The organism is Paenibacillus diazotrophicus (assembly GCF_042610465.1).
Window position 1 is genome coordinate 18,904 of record NZ_JBGJZN010000005.1, and the last position, 26,140, is coordinate 45,043.

Below are 26,140 nucleotides of genomic sequence, written 5' to 3' on the forward strand. Positions count from 1 at the left end.
ATAATTTAGAAATGTAAGTGCTTACAAAATGGATATACCAAACCAAGTATGGAGGTGCTTTATGGGGGGCAAGTCGAAAAATATGTTCAAGCTATCCCTGATTGTCCTGTTATCCCTGAGCTTCACACTGGCAGGCTGCGGTGGCAACAACAGCAACAATGGCAAGGATGCAGCGAAGAATGGCGGGGCTACTGCAACAGAAACGGCAGCTAGCACGGATGGCAAGGTTGAGCCGTTTGACATTAGTGTCTTCATCGGTGAAGCGGGCCAGCCGCCGACACCGGACAACAAAATCTTCAAGAAGATCAAGGACGAAACAGGGGCCAATTTTAATTTCGAATATTTAGCCGGGGATATCAATCAGAAGCTCGGCGTTATGATCGCAGGGCAGGATTACCCGGATATGATGACAGGGAATACGAAGCTTACAGCGGCAGGAGCTTATATTCCGCTGGAAGATCTCATCGAGAAATACGCTCCTAATCTGAAAGCGCATTACGCAGATTATTGGAACATGATGAAGGACCCGAATGACGGACATATCTACATTCTGCCTAACTATGGTGTATATAACGGTGAAGTAAAAAGCTCATGGTATTCAGGACCGGCCTTTTGGATTCAAAAAGCCGTGCTCAAGGAATTCGGTTATCCAAAAGTTAAAACACTGGATGAATATTTCGACCTGATTGCCAAATACAAAGAAAAATATCCGAAGATTGATGGAAGCCCGACCATTGGCTTCGAAATACTTAACTATGACTGGAAAAACTGGGGTCTGCTCAACGCACCTCAACATTTGATCGGCCATCCGAACGATGGCGGTGTTGTTGTAACTGATGGAGTAGCGGAGATTTTTGCAGACAAGGATTATGCCAAGAAATATTATCAGAAGCTGAACGAAATGAACCAGCAAGGACTGATCGACAAAGAAACCTTCGTTCAGAACTATGACCAGTATATGGCGAAGCTGTCCAGCGGAACGGTTCTCGGAATGTTCGACCAACACTGGAACTTTAGTGCGGCGGAAGATTCCTTAACCACACAAGGGAAGATCGAGCGGACCTATGTGGGGCTTCCTCTGGTGTATGACGCATCCACCAAAGATTACTACCGGGATCTTGCAGTGCTGAACCTGAACAACGGACTCGGAATCAGCATTAATGCCAAGGACCCTGTGAAGATTATCAAGCTGCTCGAAACGCTGATCAGCGAGGATTGGCAGAAGACCTTCTCCTGGGGTATTGAGGGTGAGGATTATATAGTTGAAAACGGAAGATTTATGAAAACCCAGGAACAACGGGACAACGCCGCTGATCCGACCTGGCAAATGGCTAATAAAGCAAAAACTCTCTACGGCTATCTCCCTAAGCTTGAGGGCAGCTACAGTGACGGTAACTCCACGGATGCGTCAGCACAGCCTGAAGAATATGCAGCCAGTGTAAAGCCTTACGACAAGGAAGTCCTTGCTGCATACGGATTTAACAGCTATGTGGACTTCTTCAGTACACCGCCAGCGAACCCAATCTATTACCCAGCCTGGTCCATTGACCTCGTGGAAGGCTCGGATGCGAAAATTGCCAACACCAAGCTGAATGAACTGTCCACCAAATACTTGCCGAAGGCCATTTTAGCGGATCCGGGTAAATTCGATGCCGTCTGGAGCGATTATGTAGGTGACATCAAGAAGGCCAATGTGAAGGCTTATGAAGATAAGATCAATGAGCAGATTAAATGGAGAATTGATACCTGGAGTAAATAGGCTGCGGCGTTAAGAGGTTAGAATCACCAGGAGGTGCAGAGCCGTCAAGAGGGCTAATGCACCTCCTGAAATAAATGATTGTGTGGGGAGATAAACCTATATGGATGAGACCTTAGGGAAAGAAACCGTCGCCTTGCATCCAAAGAAAAGAAAGAAGCAGCCCATTACGTGGTCGCTGATCAAAAATCAGAATCAGCTGATTTGGATGTCTGTTCCCTTATTGCTGTATATTGTGCTTTTTGCGTATGTCCCTGTATGGGGCTGGACCATGGCTTTCCAGAACTACCGGCCGGGTCGTTCCCTCAGTGAGCAGGAATGGGTGGGCTTTAAGCAATTCAAATTCCTGTTTACAGATGATAATTTTCTCCGGGTGCTGCGCAATACGCTGGCGATGGGAATTATCAACCTCGTTCTCGGATTTGTGACTGCGATTGCCCTCGCCTTGCTGCTGAATGAAATTCGCAAGGTATTCTGGAAAAGAATAGTACAAACGATCTCCTATCTACCTCATTTCCTGTCCTGGATTATCGTAACTGGTATTGTAGCTACGTCGCTCTCTATCAATGACGGGATCGTTAATATTGTCCTGATGAAGCTGCATATCATCAAGGACCCGATTCTATGGCTCAGTGAGGGCAAATATTTCTGGGGAATCGTCGGGGCTTCGCATGTGTGGAAGGAGGTCGGCTGGAATACGATTATTTATTTGGCCGCCATTGCCTCCATTGATCCCGCATTATATGAAGCAGCTGAAATCGACGGTGCCAGCCGATACAAAAAAATGAGATTTGTGACTCTGCCGGGGATCAAAGCCACGATTGTTATCCTGCTAATCATGTCTATTGGACATGTACTCGAAGCAGGCTTTGAAGTACAGTATTTGCTCGGCAACGGGCTTGTAATGGATTGGTCGGAGACGATCGATATTTTCGTACTCAAATATGGGCTTGCCCAAGGCAACTATTCACTGGCCACTGCAGGCGGGATCTTCAAGACAGTCGTTAGTGTCACTTTGTTGCTGATGGCAAACTGGACAGCGAAACGGCTCGGGGAAGAGAGGTTGTTATAGCATGGCGAACCAGCAAATAAGCCGAGGCACTACGCCAGGCCTATCCGTGAAAAAAAGCTTGAGACCCAGCGGACTGGAACCGGTTCTCTTCCATAGTATTAATACGATCTTCATGATCTGTCTGGTGCTCGTTACTTTATATCCTTTTATTAATACGATTGCCGTCTCGTTCAATGCGGGAAATGATACTATACGCGGGGGCATCTATCTGTGGCCGAGAGTGTGGACCACGCAGAATTACAAGGCGATCTTTGCTTCCGGCACCATCTATGATGCGTTCTGGATCTCGGTAGCGCGGACTGTAATTTCAACGATCCTGAATATTTTTCTGACCACCATGCTTGCGTATACGCTCAGCCGAAAAGATTATGTGTTCCGCAAGCCGATCACTATTATCTTTGTGCTAACGATGTATTTCAGCGCTGGTCTGATTCCCAATTACTTTCTGATTAAAGACCTGAACCTGCTGGGCAGCTTCTGGGTCTATATTTTCCCTTCGATGATCAGTGCATTTAATATGATCGTCATCCGCACTTATATCGGCACGATCCCGGAAAGTCTGCTGGAATCGGCCAAAATTGACGGTGCAGGCGATTTCAAAATTTTCATGCGTGTGGTATTTCCCCTGTGCAAGCCGGTGCTGGCGACCATCGCACTGTTTGTGGCAGTGGGAGCCTGGAACTCATGGTTCGACGCCTTTATCTACACCTCTTCCAAGCAGAGTCTGAGTACGCTACAGTATGAGCTGATGAAGCTGCTGTCGACCACGATGAACTCCAACAGCAACCCGAACGTTGCTGCAGGTGTAGGAATGGATAAGGATTCCGCCAAAGCGATGGTGACCCCACTGTCTATCCGGGCGGCGATAACCATAGTGGCTTCCGTGCCGATCCTGGTCGTATATCCGTTCATGCAGAAGTATTTTGTAGTGGGCTTGAACGTCGGCAGTGTAAAAGAATAATTCGCCGCTAGCTGCAGGCAGCGGCGGATGATTATACCGGCTGGCCAGCTTGAATAGGCTGAGCTATAAGCTTCATGGAGACATCGCTGACCGAGGTCAGCGGTGTTTTTTGCATGCGTAGCTGTAGGACTGTGAGCACCAGGTTGCCAGAGACGGCTTCACCTCATGTATGCAAAGAGACTGCTTAGTGAATCATTGGAGACAGGAGGACACCCTCCTTAATGGGGCCATGCTTACATGACCTTGATATAGCATTTTCAGATAAATGATGACACAGCGAAGAAAATACCTTATTATTTAAAGAGATTTTTAATAAAACAGTTTTTAAATAATAGTAATACACTTATTGGGAACAAGGGCTTAAGTCCGGGCAGCCTGAAAGGAGGGCTTCATATTCTATCTCTGAGCGGAGTAAGCAAAAGCTTTGAGCTGAAGGAAGGACGCTACCTTGCAGTGGATAAGGTCTCGCTCGAAGTGCGGGCGGGGGCCATCCACGGCATTATTGGAGCCAGCGGGGCAGGGAAATCTACACTGCTACGGCTCATTAATCTGCTGGAGCGTCCGGATGAAGGTACTGTGTCTGTAGAAGGCAGACTGCTGACAGAAATGCCGGAAAAGCTGCTGCGTCAGGAACGGCAGAAGATCGGCATGATCTTCCAGCAGTATAATCTAGTGGGCAATGCCACCGTCAGCCGGAACGTTGCCATTCCGCTGGCGCTGGCTGGAACGCCCCGGAGCGGGCGGATGGATCGGGTGCAGGAATGCCTGAAGTTCGTGGGGCTTGCGGACAAAGCAGACCAGTACCCTGCCCAGCTGAGCGGAGGACAACGGCAGCGGGTGGCCATCGCCCGGGCGCTAGCGAACAGCCCGAAGCTCCTGCTCTGTGACGAGCCAACCTCAGCACTGGACCCCGGGACAACAGCAGATATTCTGGGCGTGCTCCAGCATATCAATGACGTGATGGGGGTAACTATAATCATCGTTACGCATGAGCTGGATGTCGTCCGGAGAATCTGCACCGATGTATCCGTCATGGAAGGCGGACGCATCGTCGATACCTTCTCCCGGGAAGACGGCAAGTTCCTTGCACCGGAAGACCACACGGGAAGTTACCGTGAACGGATTACGGGAAAAGCGGGGGAAGCGCATGCTTGAGAATATGCTGAAATACCAGGATCAGATGTGGCAGTCCATCGGGGAAACGTTTGTGATGGTCGGGATTTCGGTAGGTGCGGCAGTGCTGCTGGGGCTTCCGCTGGGTACTGTTCTATATTTTTGCCGCAAGGGCCAGCTCTATGAGAACAAGACGCTGTCGCTTATCCTGAATAGCATCGTTAATGTGGTCCGTTCCTTTCCGTTCCTGCTGCTGGTGGTGGCGTTGATTCCTTTCACCCGCTTATTAGTGGGTACGGCCATCGGTACTATGGCGGCAACCGTACCGCTGTCTATCGTCGCTATCGCCTATTATTCACGGCTGGTGGAGCAGTCTTTGCTGGAGGTTCCCAAGGGCACAATTGAGGCCGCATTGTCTATGGGGGCATCGAAGCCGGGTCTGATCTTCAGGTTCCTGTATATGGAAGCCCGTTCGGGGCTCGTGCTGGGACTGACGGTTTCGACGATCAGCTTCATTTCCTTTTCAACAGTGATGGGAGTAGTCGGCGGAGGAGGGGTTGGCGATTTCGCCATCCGCTACGGGTACCAGCGTTTTGAGACGGCGGTAATGGTCTATGCGATTCTGGTGATGATACTGCTGGTGCAGATCATCCAGTATGCAGGAAGTACACTGGCAAGGCTGCTGGATAAACGCTGAGAGACCGGGAAGTCGCTGAAGTAAGATAATAACAAATATAAACATGGGGGTTCACTGCACAAATGAAAAAAACATTGAAATATACGCTTATGCTGCTCGTACTGGTCATGATTGCCGCAGGCTGCGGAAACAACAAGGAGGCCGGAAATACACCGGCAGCAACCACACCGGCAGCAACCACACCGGCAACAGCTAACGCCGAGCCTGTGAAAATTAAAGTAGCCTCGCTCATCCCGCCGATGACTGATATTCTTGACATCGTGAAGCCGCTGCTGAAGGAAGACGGAGTGGATATGGAGATCGTCATCCTATCTGACAATGTGCAGCCAAATGAGGCATTGGCAAATAAGGAAGTGGACGCGAACTTCTTCCAGCACGTACCCTACATGGAGCAGTTCAATGCGAGCAAAGGTTCCAAGCTAGTTCCGGTTCAACCGGTATATGATGCGATCTACGGCGGTTACTCCAAGCGCTACAAAGCTATTGCCGACCTGCCGGAAGGTGCGACGCTGGTTATGGCGAATGACCCCTCCAACATTGGGCGTTCACTGCAAATGTTCGCTAAGGCGGGACTGATCAAGCTGAAGGAAGGCGTGGGCATTCAAGCCACCCAGGCCGACATCACCGAGAACACCAAAAAATTCAAGTTCGAGGAAGTTGACCTGCTGATGCTGGCCCGCATGCTGGATGATGCCGATCTGGTGGCCATGACTCCTGCTTATGCCAGTCCGCTTGGACTGACACCTAAGAAAGATGCGCTGATCACCGAAGGTGAAGATTCCGAGTTCACCATTACACTGGTCGCACGTGAGGATAACAAAGACTCTGACGCTATTCAAAAGCTGGCGAAACGCATTAGCGGTCCGGAAGTGAAGAAGTTCCTGGAGGACAAGTACGCAGATATCGCGTTGCCTGCTTTTTGATGTAGTTAGCGCAACTAGCTGGGCACCGCAGTGCGTTGGTCCGGCTCGGAGAGTCGGAAACAACGGCAGAAGTATCGCCACTGTATTCCATAAGCAAAGCAGCGTTCTCCATGGATGGGAGAACGCTGCTTTTTGTTATTATAGTTCGTTGAGGCAAACCTTCTGTTCTTACAAAAGAGAGTCCATGCCTAGTCAAGTAAATCTACACCAACAAAGGTGTCAACCCAATACACTTGCTAACGTAGCAACCTCATACTGCGCCGATTCAATCCAGCTGCCCGTGGTGAAATCCCGTCCTTTTACAAGTACTTTGTCAGTGTAGACTTCTACGTAGAAGCCTTGGCTGCCGGTCTTGTGCTCATCCGCATTCGTCCAGAGATAGGCTACAGAAGCGCTATTGAACATGGTGGCTGTCTCCCCGTTGCCGGAATACATCGTATTGTCTACTTCCAGCTCCCAGTGGGTATGCCCGGTAAAGAGCAGGGTCTGCGGATATTTGGACAGGATGGAGCGCAGCTCCTTGTCCTGAGTGACGCCGTACCAATCCTGTGATTCCAAAGTTCCGGCTACCGTGTCCTTGAGCGGCTGATGCAGGAAGAGAAAAACAGGTTGTTCAGGCTTATCTGTCCCACTCATCACTGGGTCTTTCAACAACTCGCCAGCAGGCGCTTGCCCACTTGAGGGTTGCCCGATCATTGGCAAGTTCTTCTGGGACGGTTCATCGGGTAACTTTTCCCTGAGCTTCTGTTCCAGCCACTGGAGCTGCTTGTCGGATAGACTGCAGAATGTTGGGAGACCTTCCTCTGTTCCCATGAAAATAAAATGATACCCGCCGACCCAATGGTCGTGGTAGGGGCCGGGCATTTCCATGCGGGAGGTGTACAGTGCCAGGCGCGATTCCCAGTGGCCGAGGCCGACGTCATGATTCCCCAGCGTGTAGCGGATCTCAGGGAGCGCTGCCTGGTGGCGCTGCAGGATACGGTGCACTTCGTCGTACTCTTCCGGGAAGCCATGATCTGTTATGTCTCCGATATGCATAATCCCGCTGCTGCCTTGAGCATGCTCCGCCAAGTCTTGCAGTGCCCGCTCGAAATTCTGATTGTACTCATGGGAGGGATCAGCCGTAACATGGGTATCCGTGATGATCTGAAAGGTAAGCAATGGCTGTTTGCCGCCCGATAGGTTTGTACTCATTGATAAGAGCGCCTCCTTAAATGTTGCATGACTGCAAGCGGGTTCAGGTGGTTAAGAATGAAATGACTTTAGTTCTCTCGCCGCTGGTCTCCCTAGTGTCCCTTAGTGCTTATGTTCAAGCCCACAATGCCGGCCACAATAACGGTCACCCATAAGAGGGAGGACAGGGTCAGCCGCTCTTCAAAATATACCGCCCCCACCACCGAAATCAGGATGATTCCCGCCCCCGACCACACGGCATAAGCTACCCCGACCTTTATGGAGGTGAGCGCCACATTGAGCGAGGTGAAGCTGATTCCGTAGAAGAGGAACATCAGCACAGACGGCCAGGGCCGGGTGAAGCCGTGGGATATCTTCATGGAGATGGTTCCGGAGAGCTCGAACAGAATTGCCATCGCGAGAAAAAACCACGCCCATGCCCCCTCGGCCCTCACTTTGTTATCCTTCTAATACTGAGCTCCGCGTAGGTCTGAACCATTACATCGGCATCCGGCAAAATAACGCCCACATCTGCATCGCCATCCGCCCTGGCTGCGTCCGCTTCGCCAGTAATCCCGATGGCTACGGCCACGCCAGCAGCCTTAGCCATCCTCATATCCCCGTTTGTATCGCCGATGACAGCAGCCCCGGCAGGCAGAACTCCAAGCTGCCCGCAGGCGAGCAGCACCATATCAGGGAACGGCTTGCCCCGTTCCACTTGATCCGTGCCGACCACAGCGGAGAAATATTCGCGGATGCCGAGCCAGCGGAGATGATTCTCTGCAGCTGCCGTTTCATCTGCAGTAACTACGGCCAGAGGAATCCCTTGAGCTGCACACTCGTCAAGAAAGCACAGCAGGCCGGGGAGCGGAAGCACAGGTTTGTTCTGTTCCATTCCCGCATCTGCTGCCTGACGGCAGTAATCCACCAGCTCCATGGATTCGGCCCAGGACAAGCCAAGCAGATAGCCCTGCCAGCACAGAATGGCATACAGGTCGCTCATCGTTCCCATAGCCAGCGGGCCATTGCGGTCATAACCAGTAATTCTGCCTTCTGCATCGTGAATCGTCCCCAGCAGGGACGGCAGGTGCTGTGCCGGGAATTCAAGACCGCGCTGCTGCAGCTGACGGGTGAACTGTTCCAGGAAGCATTGGCTCCAGCTTCCCCAGAGGGAGACGAACTGCAGAAGGGTGCCATCCTTATCGAACAGGATCGCCGATATAGAATGATTCCCTTGCGGAGTAATGAGCTCTGGCATACTGCCGCCCCCTTGATTAATAGTGTAGGTTCTGAATGTTGGATGAATCACTAATCACTACCGTATTATTTCAGTTTATCCAGTGCCGCTTGGGCAGTCTGCTGTGCTTCCTTCAGAGCCTCAGCCGCTGGAATATTTTCAATCTGTACTTTGTCCGCAGCGATGGTCAGCGCATCGTTGATCTTGCCGCCGGTAGGGTCCTGGAAGGGAGCGGAGGCGTGCGAAGCCTGCATCAATGGGATTTTGATCTGCGGATGGGTCTCGCTGAATGAGACGAAAGCCGGATCTTTGAGCGCAGACTGGCGGACAGAGATATATCCGGTGTTAATCGACCAGAAGGCTGTATTCTCGGAGTTCGAGAAGTAGGTCAGCCACTTCATAGCAGCCTGCTTCTCGGCATCTTCTGCCTTGGCAGGAATTCCAGCCATGATCGCCTGTGCGACTGGCTTGCCTTCGCCGGCCCCGGCCCAGCCAGGTTGCTCCATAGCCGAGACGATGCTGAAGTCGAGATCGCCCTGATCGCCGCTGGAGCCGGTGTATCCGGCCGCTTGGCCTTTCATCACATCGTCGATCGTCTTGTACCAGTACTCCCAGCCTTGGCCGCCGGAGTGAATGCGCATGATCTTGTCCTCATGAATCCATTTACGGAAGAGGTCCCAGGTTGCGATCCACTCAGGAGAATCGATCGTTACTGTCTTACCGTCTTCGCTAAGAATGCTTCCGCCCTTGCTGAGTACGGCATCGATCATATTGCCGGAGCCCCACATGGGTTCCCAGCCGAAGAAGGTAGTTTTGCCGCCTTCTTTGACGGTCATTTTCTCAGCGGCTGCGGCGAGGTCTTCCCAGGTTTTCAACTGGCTGGCATCAATCCCGCTTTTCTCAAAAGCATCCTTGCGGTAGTACATAATCTGGGTTGTTCCGTACATGGGAAGGAAGTATTGCTTGCCGTCAACCTGCCCCTGGTTCAGGAAGGTCTGGACAAAATCCTCTTTATTGAAATCCGGCTGCTGGGTGATCAGCTCATCCATTGGTGCAAAATAGCCTTTGCGGGCCCAATCTATATTAGAGGAGAGCACAGCCGCAGGGACCTCACCGGTAGCAATAGCCGCCTGGAGCTTCTGCTCGGTTTCTGTGTAGTCTGCCTGTACAATACCTTTGACAATGACCTCTTGCTGCGAGGCGTTGAATTTCTGAATGAGCGATTGCATATTGTCGCCGAGCTTGCCGCCGAGTCCATACCAGAATTCGATGGTTACAGGTTTGCTCGGGGCTGGAGCGGCTACTGCGGCCGGGGCTGCGGATGCTCCGCTTGCCTCCGTAACATTATCCGAAGCGGAATTCCCGCTGCAAGCCGTGAGTAAAGAGATACCTGCAATCATGGACACTAGCGGCAACCTTTTGAATACGTTCATCATCATTCTCCTCTTTGTTTGGAAATGTGGGGGGTTAACCTTTACTTGCGCCTGCCGTCATATTGACACTTTGCATAATCGTTTTTTGCGCCAGCAGGAAGACAAGCAGCAGCGGGGCGATGGTGAAGGCGCTGGCGGCCATGATCAGTGGCCATTGTAATCCGTATGCACCCCCTTCCACAAAAAAGCTGCGCAGACCGGCCGAGACGAGCTGGAGGTCAGGGTCTTTGGTAATCAGCATCGGCCAGAAATAATTGTTGTATTGTTCAATGAAGGTAATCAGCGCCAGCACGGCAAAGGAAGATCTCGTAACCGGCACAAGCACCGTCCACAGAATCCGCATATGCGAGGCGCCATCCACTTCACCAGCCTCCACCAGCTCATGGGATACCTGCAGGAATGCCTGCCTAATCAGAAAGATCGAGAAGATACTTACACAGTTGGAGAGAATGAGACCGGCATACGAATTCAGCAGATGCAGTTCGGACAGCACAAGATACCCGGGCAGGTAGACTGCTGTAGCCGGCACCATATAACCGAATAGAATCACACCGGCAAAAAGCCCCTTCAGGCGGAACTTCATATGTGTCAGCGCGTAAGCCATCATGCCGGAATTGATAATCTGCAGAATGACGATGGAAGTGGCGACAACCATACTGTTACCCATATATCGTGAGAACGGCGCTTCATTCCAGGCTGCGGCAAAATTACCCCATAGCGGCACTTCAGGCCAGAGCGTAGGCGGGGAGCGCCAGATTTCGTCATTTGTTTTCAGCGCGCTGGTAACCATCCAGTAGAACGGGAAAGCCATCAGCAAGGCAAGCGCGGCAAAAAAAAGATGGCGGGCCGTTCCTCCCAGCCGTGTGAGCATACGCAAGCGGTGGACCTCCTTTTCGGATACACTTGGATTATTGGTAATGCGTAGTCCGCTTACTGACGCCGAAAGAGAATACGGACAGCAGCATGCAGATGACGACAAGAACGACAGCTACAGACGAGGCCTCTCCGATCTGGAAGGATTCGAAGGCGGACTGATAATACAGATACAGCAGGGTGCGTGTGGAACCGGAAGGGCCGCCCTGGGTCAGCACATTGATCTGATCATAGGCCTGAAGCGCCTGAATTAGCTGGACCACGAACAGAAACAGGGTGGTTGGCGAGATCAGCGGCAGCGTGATACGAAAGAACTTCTGCGCTGCGCTTGCGCCATCTAGCTCACTGGCTTCAAGCAGGTCTGAAGGCACATTCCTAAGCGCCACCAGATAAAAGATCATCGCCCAGCCTACCGATTTCCAGATGGTTACCAGCAGCACGCCGATCAGCGCCCATTTGGGGTCCTGCAACCAGCCGATGGGTTCAAGCCCGAGGACATCAAGTACCCTATTGGCAAGCCCGACCTCCGGTTCATAGATCCAGGACCAGACGATGGATACGGCAACGGTTGGTGTGACCCATGGCGAGAACAGCAGCACCTGATAGAGGGCGGAGCCTTTCAGCTTGCGGTTCATCAGCAGAGCAAGTCCAAGTCCCAGCAGGATGATCGGCAGCACACTGCCTGCACAGAACAGCACGGTAACTCTCAGCGTTTTGTAAAAGGCCGGGTTGTTAAAGAGGTCGATGTAATTTTGCAGTCCGACAAAGGTTTTCTCGGGGCTCATAAAGTCCCATTCCGTGAAGCTGAGATACAGCACATACAGCAGCGGCGCCAGCCAGAACAGAACGAAGGGGACCATCGCCGGCAGCGTGAACAGCACGGGCTTCAAACCGTTAATAACCTTTGAGCGTGTCATTTTTGTTCCAATACCCCATTCCATCACTTGTGTTTTGCGGTATAATCCAGAGAAAAGCTTCTCTGTTCAAAAAAAATTGTACACTCAGAAGCGGAGCTTGTGGTCAAGCAGAAGTAAAGGTCGTTCGGAAATTGTGTAAAATTTGTAGAAACCCTGCCGTAAAGCTCCGGTTTTGTGTAATGTAGAGAGGACAATTCTAATTAGAGTGAAGGTGCAGCGAGATGAAGCAGGCCGCATTTGGCGAGAATAATCCGCATTTATCTCCACGGGAGCAACTGCTACGCGGAGTAATCGATGCGATTGCGCAGACGATGGATTTGTATGGAGCGAATTATTCCTTCGGGCAGCTCTACGGGATTATGTTCTTTGAGGACAAGCCGATGACGCTGGAGGAAATGAAGCAGGTTATGAATATGAGCAAAAGCAACATGAGCTACGGCGTACGTTCCCTGATCGCTTCCCGGATGGTAACCAAGCTGGACGAGAAACGCGAGCGGAAGGATCTGTATGCCGCCGAGACCGATTTTTTTCAGGCATTCAAAAACTTCTTTACCCTGAAGCTCCAGCGGGAGATTGATGTGATGCAGGAGGCAATGGGTACGGCAATGCCTGAGCTTCAGGCGCTAATTGACTCGGCGGATACCCCGGAAGAGGAGCGGCAGGCCTGCCTGAGGGATCTTGATAAGCTCCAGCACGCAGTAGAGTATTATGTCTGGCTGCAGCGGTTTGTGACGGGCCTGGAGGAAGGGGAGTTCTTTGGCATGAATGGACTGCCCGGCAGGGAGTAGTGGCTGAGGGAGTATGTGTTTAAAATGCTCCTTTTGCGTAAACATAGTCCTAAGAATCGAATGTCCCATGAAGAGATTGGCAAGCCGGCTGCTTGATGAAATGGTTAGCTTGTTTGGTAATAGAAGAAAGGATTCAGATCTATGAAGAGAGGATGGTGGGCATGAAGCAGACTGGAGTAAATTCGTTGTATGTGACTATGATTGCGTTGTTGTCTGTTTATTTGTTTTGGGGAGGCACATACGTCGGCATGAAGATTGCGATTGAGACCATGCCACCTTTCCTTATGGCGGGTGTACGTTTCTGCGCTGCCGGAATTGTTCTATACATAGTCGCCAGATTGAGCGGTGCCAAACGTCCAGCGGGTCGAGAATGGAGGTCTTCGGCAATGGTCGGCGCACTGCTGCTGCTTGGCGGCAATGGACTGGTGGCGTGGTCGGAGCAAAGGGTCGCCTCATCCATTGCTTCCCTGATCGTTGCCGCTGTTCCAGTCTGGATGATGCTGTTCGGTTGGTTTGGCCGCAGCGGTAAACGTCCTAGTCTCGGCGTTATCGCCGGAATTGTGCTTGGGCTGCTTGGTATTGCTGTGCTGGTCTTCCAACCGGGACAGGAGGCGAAGAGTACGGCTACTGATGTGACGGGCATCATTACCTTGCTTGTAGCCTCCCTAAGCTGGGCTGCAGGGTCTATGTACTCAAGAAGTGCCGGGTTGCCGGATTCCCCGGTGATGTCGACAGCTGCACAGATGCTGACCGGAGGGGTGCTCCTGATCGCATTTTCCTATTTCACCGGCGACTGGTCCAAGCTGGATGTCACAGCAATTTCCCTTCGTTCTTATGCTGCTGTGGGTTATCTGATTGTCTTCGGCTCGATTGTCGGGTACACGTCCTACATCTGGCTGCTCCAGAATGCCGATGCCACCTTGGTTTCGACCTATGCGTTCGTGAACCCGGTAGTCGCGGTATTCTTAGGCTGGCTGCTTGCAGGTGAGCAGCTTACGGTCAACACGTTGACCGCCGCCGTAATCATTATTGCTGCCGTGGTGCTGGTTACCCTCTTTCGCAGCCGGACGGTACCGGTCAGGAAGAAGCAAGGAACAGGAAACAGGGGGGCTGAACGTTAAGAGGTGAAAGTCCGCTGCACATCCCTTCGCCGAAATATACGAATCCCATAAAGTGCACACTTTCCATAGTTTAATGCGTTAGCAGTTTTGAAGATGACGGGTTACCCCTACAACTATAAAATGTACTTGAAGCTGTGTGGTTTTTGAAGATTTATCTTCTGGATAAGCTGATTCCTGGAAGTAAATAATGGTGATAGATTGACAAACATCATTATTTTGGAGGAGGAACATCATGTCTGCATTGAAAATTGGAATTATTCTGGGCAGCACGCGGCAAGGCCGTTTAAGCCCGCAGGTGGGTGAATGGGTGAAGGGGATTGCCGACCAGCGCGGCGACGCCAATTATGAAATTGTGGATATCGCAGATTTCAAGCTGCCATTACTAGGCGAAGCGGATGCTTCGGAACAAGCCGGGCGCTGGAATGAAAAGCTGAATTCACTGGACGGTTTCGTCTTTATCGTAGCGGAGTACAATCACAGTATTACAGCTGCGCTCAAGAATGCTCTAGATTATGCCCGCGAAGCATGGAACAATAAAGCTGCAGGGATTGTTAGCTATGGCTCCGTCGGAGGAGCACGTGCAGCCGAGCATCTGCGCGGCATTCTGGGCGAGTTGTCCATTGCGGATGTCCGTGTGCATCCGGCGTTATCCCTTTTCACTGACTTCGAGAACGGCCAGACCTTCAAACCGGCGGATCTCCATCTTACGAACGTGAACGGTATGTTGGATCAAGTGATCGCCTGGAGCGGTGCGCTGAAGACGCTGCGCTGAAAAATCCTAAGTGGAAGACGCTATGCTGAAAAAAGTTAGACTGAAAATGTTACGTTAAAGACTTTACGTTATACCTTGCATTAAATACCTTGCGCTTAAGTTGTTGTCGCATAAAAACAAACATCCCTCACCTCCAGGACTTCCTGGGGCGAGGGATGCTTGTTTATTACTATACTTTCTATTGTTCTACAGCAACAAAGTGGAGCAGCTTGCTCTGAAAGTCCCCGTGCAGCTCCGGCAGGAGCAGACCGGCGTACATCAGCCGATCCCCGCCATATACCGCTCCGGTTTCCTTGAGGACGTAGTCCTTCTCCGGGTCCAGCCCCTGAAGACGGAGACGCGGGCGTTTCGTGTTCGGACTGGCCAGTACGCGGAAGTATCCCGCCAGTGCCTCAGTCCGGCCTTCATTTACGAACATCCAGGCCGTTTCATTGCCTTCAAACGGCGATAGGAGCCGGTACATATCGCCCTGCTGAACGAGAGAACGGATTTCCTTGTAGAAGGCTACCTGAGCAGCCGCTTCTGCCTGCTCTTCGGGTGTGAAGCGGGTCAGGTCCAGCTCATACCCGAAGTTGCCGGACATGGCCACGTCGCCACGCATCGAGAGCGAGGTGTTGCGGTGCACCTGATGGTTCGGCACAGCCGAGATATGGGAGCCCATGCTGCTTGCAGGGTAGACGATGCTGGTACCGTACTGAATCTTGAGACGTTCAACAGCATCTGTATCATCGCTGGTCCAGGTCTGTGGCATGTAATGAAGAATGCCCGGATCAAATCTGCCGCCGCCGCCGGAACAGCTTTCGAACAGCACATGCGGGAATTTGGAGGTGATCTCTTCCATTACCCGGTACAGACCCAGCATATAGCGGTGAGCCGTTTCTCCCTGACGCTCAGTCGGCAGGGCAGCGGAGCCGATCTCGGTCATATGCCGGTTCATATCCCATTTGACATAGGTGATCGGGGCCGATGCCAGCACGCTGCTGACCGACTCGATAATATAATCACATACCTCCTGGCGCGACAGATCCAGAATCAGCTGATTGCGGGCCTGACTGCGTCTGCGGCCTTGCACATGCAGACACCAGTCCGGATGAGCGCGGTACAGTTCGCTCTCCGGTGATACCATCTCCGGCTCGAACCAGAGGCCGAACTGCATCCCGAGACTCCGGACCCGCTCCACCAGATCGGGCAGACCCTGTGGCAGCTTGCGGGTATCCACGAACCAGTCGCCCAGCGAAGTTGTATCGTCATCGCGGCGGCCGAACCAGCCGTCATCCAGCACGAACAGCTCGATCCCCAGCGCCTTGCCGGCACGGGCGATATCTTCGATTTTGTCGGCATCGAAGTCGAAGTAGGTGGCTTCCCAGTTGTTGATCAGCACCGGACGGGGCTCGTCGCGGTATAACCCCCGCGCCAGGCGGGTCCGGTACAGCTTGTGGTAGGTCCGGGACATCCCGCCGATGCCTTGGTCGGAATAGACGAGCACCGCTTCGGGCGTCTGGAAGCTCTCGCCGGGAGCGAGCAGCCAGCGGAAGCCGAACGGGTTGATGCCCAGCGTTACGCGTGTAGTTCCGTATTGATCCACATCGGCATTAGCACTGAAGCTGCCGCTGTAGACCAGGCTGAAACCATAAGCCTCTCCGCTGTCTTCCACAGTTTGAGGAGACAGGAGGGCCAGGAACGGATTTTGCTGATGGCTGCTGGCACCACGTTTGCTGTCAATGCCCTGTCGTCCATTGTGCAGAGGAGAACGAACGAGGTGGCGTTCGCGGGCCCAGGACCCGGACAGCTGGATCAGCTCGTAATTGTCATGCGGAAAATCGAGCGCTGCCGATAAAGCACGGTTCAGCTTCAGAGGTCCGCTGCCGATATTTGTTAGCTGTGCAGAGCGGATTATGGCATCGAAGCCCTTCATTAAAGTATAAGACAGCACAGCTCGCAGGCCTGTTGTGGTATCCTCCAGTACAAGCTGCAGCGTTTCTGCTTCATCGCCGCTTTCAGCATAGACAGCTGGCAGTCCCTCCAGTGCCAGTTTACCCTTGAGAATGCTATGGGATACATAGGTAAGCTCCGTTACAGAAGTGCCGTTCAGCAGCTCCGCCTCATAGGCAGGCTCCCGGAAGTCTCCCGAGCCATAGCCGGGGTATTCCTGGGGGAGCATGTCCAGAGAGAAAGCATTATCCTTGGGATCAACCGTGCTGCTGAAGCCCATGAGCTCGGGGCTATAGAGATCAGATATAGCAGCGCCGCGGATTTTCCGGCCCCAGTGCAGATGCACCGGATAGGAGCCGCGGGCAAGGCCGAAGACATAGCTGGTGTTAGCGGTTTGCAGATGAAAGATTTGATGCTCGGCATCGAAAATAATGGACAAGGTAACAACCTCCTGGGATGTCTGCAGATTTAGAGTGGCGGATGCAGGAAAGCATGGTATTCGAATCAAAAATCAGATCATAATGTAAGGATGCCCACTGTACGTCTTAAACTGTCATTGCTGCTCGCGGACAGTGGAGAGTCAGCCTCAGTATAAGTCTGTTCTGCACCTAAATCTATGGAGAAAAGCAGAGTCCATATGGACGAATGTCGTTTATTTTGGGATATGAAACTTTATATGCCGGACGTCATAAAGTATCCTTCTATTTCTCGCTGAAACGAATACCGCCTATTATTGAGGATGGCGATGTCATTTTTACTTAAAAGAAACACCTGCTAGTCTGTTTGCCGCAGTCTTTCGACAACCGTGGCCTTGCTCAGCATTCTATAGGAGGATAAGGTAACGGTATATGCAATCGCAGCCAGGACCGGAACAAACAGAACAAAAGGAAGCCAGCCCATATGGAAGACGGTGAACGCCATGTTATCCGTTATGTTTTTGGAAATACGGTAAGTCAGAAATACGCCTAAGGTCGAGGTGACCGATACGGCTAATAGGACATTGAACATCCCTTCATACACCAGAACTTTTTTCAGCTGCCGCTTGGTCATGCCGATGCTCTCCAGCAGAGCGAATTCATTCTTTCGCGCAATCACTCCCGTAATTACCGTGTTGATATAATTAAGAACGCCAATCAGGGCAATGACGAAGCTGAGGCCGTAGCCGACCGTCTGGAAAATGCGGATAAACCCGCCAAGCTCCTGCCTGTAATCCTCTCTGGATTTGTAGGCCAGCTCATCACTTGAAGCTGCAAGAGCTTTGGCGGTCTGCATGGCACTTACCAGCTTGGCCGGGTTGACATGAAGCGTTGCCGACAGAGCCTTAGGCGGATCGCTTCCCGCAGGTAGCTCTTTAGTCAATTCTGAGGAAGGAAAGAAAGCATTATAACCGTAAGCTGAGAAAGCTTGGGTAGTTGCGGCATAAAGAGCATCATAATTTAGAATGGCCATGACCTCATAGCTTTTGCCCAGACCCTCATACTTCACCTGGTCACCGGGATGGTAATAAGTTTTATAAGTATCCTCACCCATGATGGTTTCGGTCACCAGCACATAGTTTCCGGAGGCGAATTTCTGCGGATCAAAGCTGCCTTCAATGACGTTCTTTTGCACCAGGTCGTACCAGCCGGTATCCACACCGTATAGATCAAGCTGAATGAGGTTATTCTTAAGAACCCATGCAAGAGCCGGGTCAGATGGACCAGTCTCTACCTGAGGCTTCAGTGCTGCACGTATTGTTTCATCCATAATGTAGTTTTCAAATTTAAAATAGACCCTGTCCACACGTTCAACTCCGTCAATCTTCCCTAGTTCACTTATCAATGGCCCCGAAAGCTTGTAAGGATCACCGGACGGCCCGCCCAAAGCGTGCATTACAGCACTGTTACGGATCACAACGTCCCCGTTGATAAATGTGCTCAGGTACTTATTGACATCCAGCGATGAGATGACGGTAAATATAATACTGAACAAGATCATGCTTAAGGAGAGCGAGGTCAGCATAAGGAACAGTTTCTTTTTGTTGCGGAACAGATTGGCGAAGGCCATGGTGTGCAGCCGTGCCCCGCGTTTCGAACGTTTGTTCATCTTACGCTTGGCGCTAACGCCTGCGAACCGTACGGCCTCAACAGGGGCAATCCGTGCGGCCATCCGGCCCGGCTTGCTTGCGGCGATCCATACCGTCAGGTAGGCGAACACAGCGGCTCCGATAAAGATCCACGGACTGGATGAATAAGCAGTTTCGCTTGGTTCACTTGAAAAGGTACTCAGCAGCGGAGACAACCACCGGCCAATTCCGTAACCGGAAGCCAACCCGAAGGGCAGACCGATCAGATACAGCAGCTGGGACTGGATCGTGATGATTCGCTTTAGCTGTCTCGGCGTAGTTCCGATTGCTTTCAGCAGGCCGTAAAATTTGACATCCCGTACAACCGAGATGTAAAAGATATTATAAATCAGCAAATATCCGCTCAGCATGATGATCAGGATGACTGCCAGATAAGGGACCAGATTGATGATGTTTTCCGAGAGAGATGAAGCCGTGTAGGCCCAATTGATCCCAATCGGTACATCCAGACCGGTATCCGCGAGTACTTTGTTCAGTTTTTTTTCGATATCTACGGCATTGCTGAACATAACGCTCAGCTCTTCGGTGTTCACATAAGAGCCGCTGGCCTTTGATTTTACCGGATCAATAGAGGACAGGTGCTTCTGCACCCAAGCATCGGAGACGAATGTCAGACCTGCCATCGACAAATTTTTATCCGCCTCATAATAACCCGATACGATAAAATCCTGATGTATCACATGCGCCCCGATATCAATATCCAGAGTAACCTTCTGGTCCAGTGCATGCTTGATGCCGAGCTTATCCATCACCCAGGTATTCAGTACAACTTCATTCTCAGCAGCAGGCAGTCCGCCTTCGATAAAGTTAATAAAACCGTGCCTGGCGTAAGCTTCATCGATCCGCATAACCTCTACCGGGTTGTTCTTGAAAACTTCATTCCCCAGATTCCCTGCATGCAGGGAAACGCCGTATTCCCGTATGGAGGGATGTTTCTTCAGGATCACCACCTGAGTCGGAGTAAGATATTTGAAGCCTCCGTGAAAATCAGAACCAACGGTCTTCATCTGGGTCAATTCCATGGATTTGTTGATGCTAAGGACCATTGTAAAAATAGAAGTGATGAGTAAGGTCGTCAGGAGGACCGCGCAGATTACAGCCAAATTGCGCATCGGACTGGCTTTGAGGCTCTTAAGGGAGAGGCGGGTTACAATTCTGCGGTTGTTGGTGCTGATCATAACGGGCTTACTCCGCTGGAGGCATGGCCCGAAACAATGCGCCCGTCTTCAATGCGGATAATGCGGTCAGCGGTCTGCGCGATAGATTCGTTGTGGGTAATCATGACAATGGTCTGGTTGTATTTTTCGCTCATCTGCTTGAGCAGAATCAGTACCTCCTGGCTGGTTTTGCTGTCAAGGTTGCCTGTAGGCTCGTCCGCCAGAATGATAGAAGGCTTGGTAGCCAAAGCTCTGGCAATAGCCACCCGCTGCTGCTGGCCGCCGGAGAGGTTGGAAGGCAGATTGTGGATTTTTTCCTGCAGGCCCAATGCCCGGATCACCTCGTCCAGATACGCCTGATCGATTCTACCGCCGTCGAGCTCTAGGGGAAGCAGAATGTTTTCGAGCACATTTAGGATCGGTACCAGATTGTAGCTCTGAAAGACGAATCCGACCGACCGCCGTCGGAAAATTGTCAATTTCTCATCACTCATCGCAAAAATATCATTTCCATCCACAAAAACCTTGCCTGACGTCGCCCGGTCCAGACCGCCCAGCATATGCAGCAAGGTACTTTTTCCGCTGCCGCTGGTGCCCACAATGGCCAGAAACTCACCTTTCTCCACGGTTAGGGATACATCGTCCAGCGCTTTTACAGTCGTCTGCGGATCTTTTCCATAATATTTCTTCAGATGTTCGATTCTCAGAATAGGCATGGGCAAAATCATTCCTCCATCATCTTGGGTTATTCCTTAAGATATCAGACCAATCTAACCGGGCAGTGTCTGAAATCTGTCAGGATTGACACCATTAGACCTGGGGGAGGAAGATCGAGAGCTTCGTTCCTGTGCCGATCTCCGATGCCGCCGTAATAAAACCTCCTTGGAGGCTGATGATTTTCTGCGTCAAATAGAGCCCAATCCCGATGCCTTCGTATTCCCTGGCGCTGTGTCCCCGGTAAAACCGTTTGAAGATATGCTCGAGCTCATCCCCCGGAATCCCCATGCCTGTATCGGAGATATCAATCCGTGTAAACATTTCATTGCCTTCGGCTGTAATCCGGATAATGCCCCCTGTTTCTGAATACTTCACCGCATTCTCAAGCAGGTTGAACAGCGCTTCGCTGGTCCATTTGTGATCGTGACGGGCTATCGTCAGCGGATCACATTCAATCTGGATGTTGATTCCTTTATTTTCTGCGCGGGTGTAGACGTGTGTCACAGCGTTGGTAATTGTTGCAATAACAGGTGTGAGCTCGCTGTGCAGGGTAATCATGCCCGTTTCCAGTCTGGATAATTTGATTAGTGAGGTGATCAGCCATTCGAGCTTTTCCGATTGAGTCTCGATCTGGTTCTGCAGAAGCCGTGTATCCCCGCCAAGCCCCGGAGTTTCAGCAAGCAGCTGGCTGTAGAGCAGAATATTGGAGAGAGGGGTCTTAGTCTGATGGGAGATATCCGAGATGAGTTCCTTGATAATGTTTTTTTCGGTTTCCAGATTCTGCTCATTCGCTTTGTTAATCTCAATGTAGCGCAACAATTTGTGCTCCAGGGAAGAAAGGCTGGTCTCGTCAAAATCGGTCAGCTTCTCCCGTCCATGAATCGCCCTGTCCACCATTTCATCTACTAAATTCATAAAGGCTGTAACCTGCCGCCGCAGCGTCCAATTCCATAAGGCTCCCAGAATCAGCATGCAGGAGACGAAGAGGACCGTCAGTTCCGTGAGTGCAGGCTGCTCCCCCTCCAGAAAGAAGACCCTTCCGGCGTAGCCCAATACCAGAAGCACCAAGATTGCCGAAAAAACATGGTTGCTCCGTTTGGAGTTCTGTACTCGATTGCGGCTAGTCATGGATTCGGTCTCTCCGCCCACATATACCCCAGGCCGTAGACGGTTTTGATGTATTTTGGAGCCGCAGGCTCGTCCTCAATTTTGGCGCGCAGCCGTTTGACGGCTACCGTCAGGGCATTCTCATCCACAAACGCGGCTTCCTGCGACCAGATCTTATCAATTAACTGTTCCCGGTTCAGAATCATACCAGGGTTCGCGACTAGTATTTTCAGCAACTTCAGTTCGGTTTTGCTAAGGATTAAGGGTTCCGAATTTTTATAAAATTCCATCCGTCCAAAATCAAAGCGCAAAGCACCAAGTGTGAGCTTATCCTCACCGCGGGAGGAAGCCCGTTTGAGAACGGCCATGACTCTGGCCCGAAGGATCATCAGGCTGAAAGGCTTAGTAATATAGTCATCGCCTCCAAGCTCAAATCCTGTAACGATATCCGGCTCCAGGTCATTTGCGGTCAAAAAGATAATCGGCACCTGAGAGGTTCCCCGGATTTTCTCACAGTAGTCCAATCCGCTTCCGTCAGGGAGATTAATGTCCAGAATGATCAGATCTATCTTAATAGAAGAGAGGATGTGTTCTGCTGAGGCAATATCGTAGGCTTGCTGTATCGCAAACTCATTCTGGGCAAGAGTTAAGGCGATGCCTTTGTTCAGGCTCCGGTCATCTTCAACGATGAGTAGTGTCTTCATGGTTATGCTCCTTTGTTCTGACACTTCTATACAGCAGCCAGATTAAGGATGACTTCAGGCTGCGGGCTATGTACTTCCATATTATGTACAACGCAACAGGATTACGCAATCCGAATTTAACCACACCAGCGAAGACTCACCCTCCGTCCAGGCATCCTGCAGTCGCATAGCCTCCCCGACTAAGGTCCAGTACACAAAACCGTCCACGGTCTGTTTTGAAAGTCTGCGGTTTGCCCTAGAATAAGGCTATAAGGTTCAAGGTTAACGAAAGGCGGTGAGAAAAAATGCAAAGAAGACAAGGTAACGGACTTGCGATTGTCCTGATCGTGCTTGGAGCGATTATGCTGATGGGGATTGCCCTTCCACTGATCCACGGAATGTTCAGACTTCTGTTCCCGGTATTGCTGGTTGTTCTCGGATACTATGGAATTAAAAGCGGACGCAAGGTTATCGGCTGGGTGGTACTGTTCATTGGTGTCATGTCCCTGATCGCCAAGCTTTCCTGGATCATCGGACCACTACTCGGTATCGCGCTGGTGGTATGGGGTATCTCGGTACTGAAAGGTAGAAGAAACGGAACATATTAAGCATTCCAGGGTTACTTAATAAGAAGCAGGGAGGGAGCCAAGAATCATGAGTGTTTTTCGCCGCATGAGGGATATTACCGTAGCTAACTTGAATGAACGACTGGAACAGAGCCAGGATCCGGTGAAGCTGATCGATCAATTTCTACATTCAACACGTGAGGAAATCGCCGAAGCCGAGAGGCTGTACCAGCAATACGCAGCCCATACGAAGCAGCTGCAGCAGCAGGTGAATCAGGCGACGGCTATGAGGAACAAACGTGAAGAGCAGGCTTTGCTTGCACTCAAGGCTGGCGAGGATAACCTGGCTAAGCTGGCACTGCAAGAGAAGATCATTCACGAGGAAAAGCTGGAGCAGTACAGCGGTCTGCTGGAGCAGAGCCAACAATCACTCTTTGAGCTTGAAGGTCAGCTGAACGAGCTGAAAATGGAGTACCAGACGGTATACAGCAAACGCCAGTATTATGCAGCACGGATGGAGTCGCTGCGGTTGCAGCAGCGCATGAACCAGAGAGCTACAGCTTTTGGCAATGGCAGTGACGTTCCCAAGATGTTCGGCCGGCTGGAAGACCGGATGAGCGATTGGGAGCTGGAAGCGAAGAGTCTGCGCGATCTGCGCCGCATGGGCCAGGAATACGCCATTCAGGCTGGAGAAACCGTGGCGACTGTACTCGAAAGAGAGATGGCCCGCCTGAAGGAGAAACTGAACAATGATGGAAAGGAGTAGTTCTATGACGCGATTGTATCGTTCAACCCGTGACAAGGTGATGACAGGGCTGGCAGGTGGATTGTCCGAGACGCTCGGCATCGACTCCACCCTGTTCCGGATTTTGCTGGTGGTCAGTATTCCTTTTACCGGCGGAGCAACTATTCTTGCTTATTTTGTCGCAGCGCTTATTATACCCAAAGAGCCGACCCAGTATAATCCTTTCGGTCCTGGACCGGGCGGCCCTTATGGCGGTCCTTACTCAGGAAGACCTGAACATGGACGCGGACCTCAGGGTCCTCACGGACAGGGTGGATACGGCCCTTACGGCAGCCAGCCGGGTTACAACCCCGGTTATGATAAAGCGGGTGCCTATTCTGCACAAGACTCTGGTATTGATGCCATGATGAAGGATATTGAGAAGAAAGCTCTGCAAAAAGAAGTCGAAGAGCTCAAACAAAAACTTGCTAAATACGAGAAGGGAGAAGTGTAAATTATGGGAGTATTTCAACGGATTAAAGATATGACAAAAGCGTCGGTAAATGACTTGCTGGATAAGGTAGAGGACCCAATCGTAATGCTGAACCAATATCTGCGCGATATGGAGGCTGAAATTCACGAAGCTGAGGTAACTGTAGCGAAGCAAATGGCTAATGAGCGCCGCATGAAGCAGCGTGTTGAGGAAGCCGCCAAGGTATCCGGACAACGTGCAGCCCAGGCTGAACTGGCACTGAAGAATGGCCAGGAGGAAGTTACCCGTAAGCTGCTGGAAGAAAAAATCTACTTCGACCAGAAGCAAGCCGAATACAGCGAGCTTCACACTCAGGCAGAATTGCAGGCTAAGGAACTGGTACAGCAACTGCATGACATGAAGGATGAATTCTACAAGCTGCGCAACAAACGTAATGAACTGGTCTCCCGTGCCCAAATGGCCAAGGCCAAGAAACAGATGTCGCAAATCAGCAGTGTTCATGCCATCGAGAGCGGCAGTGCATCCCTCGGCTTCCACCGGATGGAAGAAAAAATCATGCAGCTTGAAGCAGAAGCAGATGTGATGCGTGCACCTTACAGCCCTTCGGCAACAGCATACAGCAAACCGGTTGATGCCGAAAAACAGCTGAAGGTGGAAGAACAGCTCGCCGCATTGAAGAGCAAGCTGAACACCCCTACATCATCCCCTTCTTTGGATAAAAAAGAAGAATAAAGCCTGTTCCATAATTACAGGCGAATATGATATGCTGATCAAGGTAAAGCCATACGGTATGGATCTTCCATACCGGTATGGCTTTTGTAGCGGGATGCAGGAAACTTACGAATACTATTTATAAGAAGAACTTTATATTTTAAAAAGGGGTTGAAGTGACGAAGGAGAAGTTTGGAACTGGAGGAGCGGCAGCGTCCGCCTTTGTCTGGCAGATTTCCACTGCTAACAGCAGTATTAATTGAAGAAATCTGCAGACAACAGCGGCCGGAAGTCCAAACATTCTTCGTAGTTACGTCCGTAACCCCAATATTAATATCTTAAGTTCAACTTATATACTGCTTACAAAGTCAGTTTTGCTCCGCAAAACTTATAGGAGGTGCGAAATGGATAAACGGAACCGTATGATTGCCATAGGACTGATCGGCGTCGGCTGCTTGATGATATTTGGCAGATGGCTCGGCTTTTTTTCCATTGTCGCGCTTCTGTTCCTGCTGCTCGGAATCTACCGGACAACGTCGGGCAACGTCAAGCAGGGCTATAAGCTGCTCGGGGTTGGTGCAGTACTGCTGCTATTGGATCACCTGCTGCTGGTACTGGGGATTTGCCTGATCTCCCTGGGGATGTTTTTTGTCAAATCCAGACGGATGCAGCGCAGGGGCGGGTTTATGCAGAAGCAAAGCTTCTCCTCCAGATTTGACTGGGATCTGTCACCGTGGGTGATGCGCAGCCTAAGTGCCTGGCATGTGCTGGGTGAGGTTGATATTGATCTGTCGCTGGCGATGGCGGAGGACCGGGAGACGGTGATGCTGTTCCAGGGGATTTTTGGGGATACGGATATTCATCTGTCCGAGAATTATGGGGTGGAGATCGAGGCATTCGTGCTGTTTGGTTCGATTGAATTCGGCAGCCACCGCGATACGGGCATGCTGAACCGTTTGAACTGGAAGTCGGCTAACTACGACAGCTGTGAGCAGAAAGTGAAGTTTAATATTTCTTATATTATGGGTGACCTGGATGTGCGGGCAGATTGAGTAGTCTGACACAGAACCATGAAGGAGGGCTTCCCGG

General features: G+C 51.2%; 25 protein-coding genes. 14 read left to right on the plus strand and 11 right to left on the minus strand.

All coding sequences use genetic code 11. The annotated features are described in order from the left end of the window. The first annotated feature begins 61 nt into the window (after nucleotides 1-61). From ACAN54_RS19130 to ACAN54_RS19155, 6 genes are all read left to right on the plus strand, one after another. Entirely contained in the window at nucleotides 62-1,759 is a 1,698-nt protein-coding gene (locus ACAN54_RS19130) for a type 2 periplasmic-binding domain-containing protein (protein WP_379158825.1), read from the plus strand. Nucleotides 1,760-1,859: 100 nt separating this feature from the next. After that, nucleotides 1,860-2,828 (plus strand): ABC transporter permease, encoded by a 969-nt coding sequence (locus ACAN54_RS19135; RefSeq protein WP_379158828.1) that lies wholly within the window; start codon nucleotides 1,860-1,862, stop codon nucleotides 2,826-2,828. 1 nt (nucleotide 2,829) lies between these two features. Beyond that, a complete protein-coding gene (locus ACAN54_RS19140) occupies nucleotides 2,830-3,789 on the plus strand; it encodes a carbohydrate ABC transporter permease (RefSeq protein ID WP_379158831.1) in 960 nt (319 codons plus the stop codon). A 393-nt stretch (nucleotides 3,790-4,182) separates the two neighbouring features. Then, nucleotides 4,183-4,944, plus strand: a complete 762-nt coding sequence (locus ACAN54_RS19145) for a methionine ABC transporter ATP-binding protein (protein ID WP_379159854.1) — start codon at nucleotides 4,183-4,185, stop codon at nucleotides 4,942-4,944. Beyond that, nucleotides 4,937-5,599: a methionine ABC transporter permease gene (locus ACAN54_RS19150; RefSeq protein ID WP_379158834.1), complete on the plus strand. Its 663-nt coding sequence runs from the start codon at nucleotides 4,937-4,939 to the stop codon at nucleotides 5,597-5,599. Before ACAN54_RS19145 ends, ACAN54_RS19150 begins: the two co-directional genes overlap by 8 nt. Before the next feature lie 62 nt (nucleotides 5,600-5,661). Then, entirely contained in the window at nucleotides 5,662-6,522 is an 861-nt protein-coding gene (locus tag ACAN54_RS19155) for a MetQ/NlpA family ABC transporter substrate-binding protein (RefSeq protein ID WP_379158837.1), read from the plus strand. Nucleotides 6,523-6,741: 219 nt separating this feature from the next. Here ACAN54_RS19155 and ACAN54_RS19160 read toward each other — a convergent pair whose 3' ends face one another. The 6 genes from ACAN54_RS19160 to ACAN54_RS19185 all read right to left on the minus strand — a co-directional run bounded on the left by ACAN54_RS19160 (nucleotide 6,742) and on the right by ACAN54_RS19185 (nucleotide 12,179). Next, complete coding sequence (locus ACAN54_RS19160) at nucleotides 6,742-7,716, minus strand: metallophosphoesterase family protein (RefSeq protein WP_379158841.1); 975 nt, start codon at nucleotides 7,714-7,716, stop codon at nucleotides 6,742-6,744. 92 nt (nucleotides 7,717-7,808) lie between these two features. Beyond that, complete coding sequence (locus ACAN54_RS19165; protein ID WP_379158844.1) at nucleotides 7,809-8,150, minus strand: DMT family transporter; 342 nt, start codon at nucleotides 8,148-8,150, stop codon at nucleotides 7,809-7,811. Beyond that, on the minus strand, nucleotides 8,147-8,953 hold the full coding sequence (locus ACAN54_RS19170) for an HAD family hydrolase (RefSeq protein ID WP_379158847.1): 807 nt from the start codon (nucleotides 8,951-8,953) through the stop codon (nucleotides 8,147-8,149). Before ACAN54_RS19170 ends, ACAN54_RS19165 begins: the two co-directional genes overlap by 4 nt. A gap of 65 nt (nucleotides 8,954-9,018) precedes the next feature. Then, a complete protein-coding gene (locus tag ACAN54_RS19175) occupies nucleotides 9,019-10,365 on the minus strand; it encodes an ABC transporter substrate-binding protein (RefSeq protein ID WP_379158850.1) in 1,347 nt (448 codons plus the stop codon). Nucleotides 10,366-10,399: 34 nt separating this feature from the next. Continuing rightward, nucleotides 10,400-11,236 carry a carbohydrate ABC transporter permease gene (locus ACAN54_RS19180; RefSeq protein ID WP_379159857.1) on the minus strand — a complete coding sequence of 279 codons (837 nt, stop codon included), beginning with the start codon at nucleotides 11,234-11,236 and terminating at the stop codon, nucleotides 10,400-10,402. A gap of 37 nt (nucleotides 11,237-11,273) precedes the next feature. Further along, on the minus strand, nucleotides 11,274-12,179 hold the full coding sequence (locus ACAN54_RS19185; RefSeq protein ID WP_379158853.1) for a carbohydrate ABC transporter permease: 906 nt from the start codon (nucleotides 12,177-12,179) through the stop codon (nucleotides 11,274-11,276). Between the two features lie 197 nt (nucleotides 12,180-12,376). On the opposite strand from ACAN54_RS19185, the gene ACAN54_RS19190 reads away from it, so the two are divergent. From ACAN54_RS19190 to ACAN54_RS19200, 3 genes are all read left to right on the plus strand, one after another. Then, nucleotides 12,377-12,943 (plus strand): GbsR/MarR family transcriptional regulator, encoded by a 567-nt coding sequence (locus tag ACAN54_RS19190; RefSeq protein WP_379158857.1) that lies wholly within the window; start codon nucleotides 12,377-12,379, stop codon nucleotides 12,941-12,943. A gap of 161 nt (nucleotides 12,944-13,104) precedes the next feature. Continuing rightward, complete coding sequence (locus tag ACAN54_RS19195) at nucleotides 13,105-14,064, plus strand: EamA family transporter (protein WP_379158860.1); 960 nt, start codon at nucleotides 13,105-13,107, stop codon at nucleotides 14,062-14,064. Between the two features lie 232 nt (nucleotides 14,065-14,296). Then, nucleotides 14,297-14,836, plus strand: a complete 540-nt coding sequence (locus tag ACAN54_RS19200) for an NADPH-dependent FMN reductase (protein ID WP_379158863.1) — start codon at nucleotides 14,297-14,299, stop codon at nucleotides 14,834-14,836. A 178-nt stretch (nucleotides 14,837-15,014) separates the two neighbouring features. On the opposite strand, the gene ACAN54_RS19205 is transcribed toward ACAN54_RS19200, so the two are convergent. From ACAN54_RS19205 to ACAN54_RS19225, 5 genes are all read right to left on the minus strand, one after another. Beyond that, complete coding sequence (locus ACAN54_RS19205; RefSeq protein WP_379158866.1) at nucleotides 15,015-17,207, minus strand: alpha-galactosidase; 2,193 nt, start codon at nucleotides 17,205-17,207, stop codon at nucleotides 15,015-15,017. Between the two features lie 335 nt (nucleotides 17,208-17,542). After that, nucleotides 17,543-20,071 (minus strand): FtsX-like permease family protein, encoded by a 2,529-nt coding sequence (locus ACAN54_RS19210; protein WP_379158869.1) that lies wholly within the window; start codon nucleotides 20,069-20,071, stop codon nucleotides 17,543-17,545. After that, on the minus strand, nucleotides 20,068-20,766 hold the full coding sequence (locus tag ACAN54_RS19215; protein ID WP_379158872.1) for an ABC transporter ATP-binding protein: 699 nt from the start codon (nucleotides 20,764-20,766) through the stop codon (nucleotides 20,068-20,070). The genes ACAN54_RS19210 and ACAN54_RS19215 overlap by 4 nt, the downstream gene beginning before the upstream one ends. Before the next feature lie 94 nt (nucleotides 20,767-20,860). Then, on the minus strand, nucleotides 20,861-21,895 hold the full coding sequence (locus ACAN54_RS19220) for a sensor histidine kinase (RefSeq protein WP_379158877.1): 1,035 nt from the start codon (nucleotides 21,893-21,895) through the stop codon (nucleotides 20,861-20,863). Beyond that, nucleotides 21,892-22,578, minus strand: a complete 687-nt coding sequence (locus ACAN54_RS19225) for a response regulator transcription factor (protein WP_379158880.1) — start codon at nucleotides 22,576-22,578, stop codon at nucleotides 21,892-21,894. The genes ACAN54_RS19220 and ACAN54_RS19225 overlap by 4 nt, the downstream gene beginning before the upstream one ends. Nucleotides 22,579-22,862: 284 nt before the next feature. On the opposite strand from ACAN54_RS19225, the gene ACAN54_RS19230 reads away from it, so the two are divergent. The 5 genes from ACAN54_RS19230 to liaF all read left to right on the plus strand — a co-directional run bounded on the left by ACAN54_RS19230 (nucleotide 22,863) and on the right by liaF (nucleotide 26,103). Beyond that, nucleotides 22,863-23,165, plus strand: coding sequence for a hypothetical protein (locus tag ACAN54_RS19230; protein ID WP_074113483.1), 303 nt, complete (start codon nucleotides 22,863-22,865; stop codon nucleotides 23,163-23,165). Nucleotides 23,166-23,211: 46 nt separating this feature from the next. Then, nucleotides 23,212-23,889, plus strand: a complete 678-nt coding sequence (locus ACAN54_RS19235; RefSeq protein ID WP_379158885.1) for a PspA/IM30 family protein — start codon at nucleotides 23,212-23,214, stop codon at nucleotides 23,887-23,889. Nucleotides 23,890-23,893: 4 nt separating this feature from the next. After that, nucleotides 23,894-24,361, plus strand: coding sequence for a PspC domain-containing protein (locus ACAN54_RS19240; protein WP_379158888.1), 468 nt, complete (start codon nucleotides 23,894-23,896; stop codon nucleotides 24,359-24,361). A 3-nt stretch (nucleotides 24,362-24,364) separates the two neighbouring features. Further along, nucleotides 24,365-25,072 (plus strand): PspA/IM30 family protein, encoded by a 708-nt coding sequence (locus ACAN54_RS19245; RefSeq protein ID WP_379158891.1) that lies wholly within the window; start codon nucleotides 24,365-24,367, stop codon nucleotides 25,070-25,072. A gap of 383 nt (nucleotides 25,073-25,455) precedes the next feature. Beyond that, a complete protein-coding gene (liaF, locus tag ACAN54_RS19250; RefSeq protein ID WP_379158893.1) occupies nucleotides 25,456-26,103 on the plus strand; it encodes a cell wall-active antibiotics response protein LiaF in 648 nt (215 codons plus the stop codon). Nucleotides 26,104-26,140: the final 37 nt, after the last annotated feature.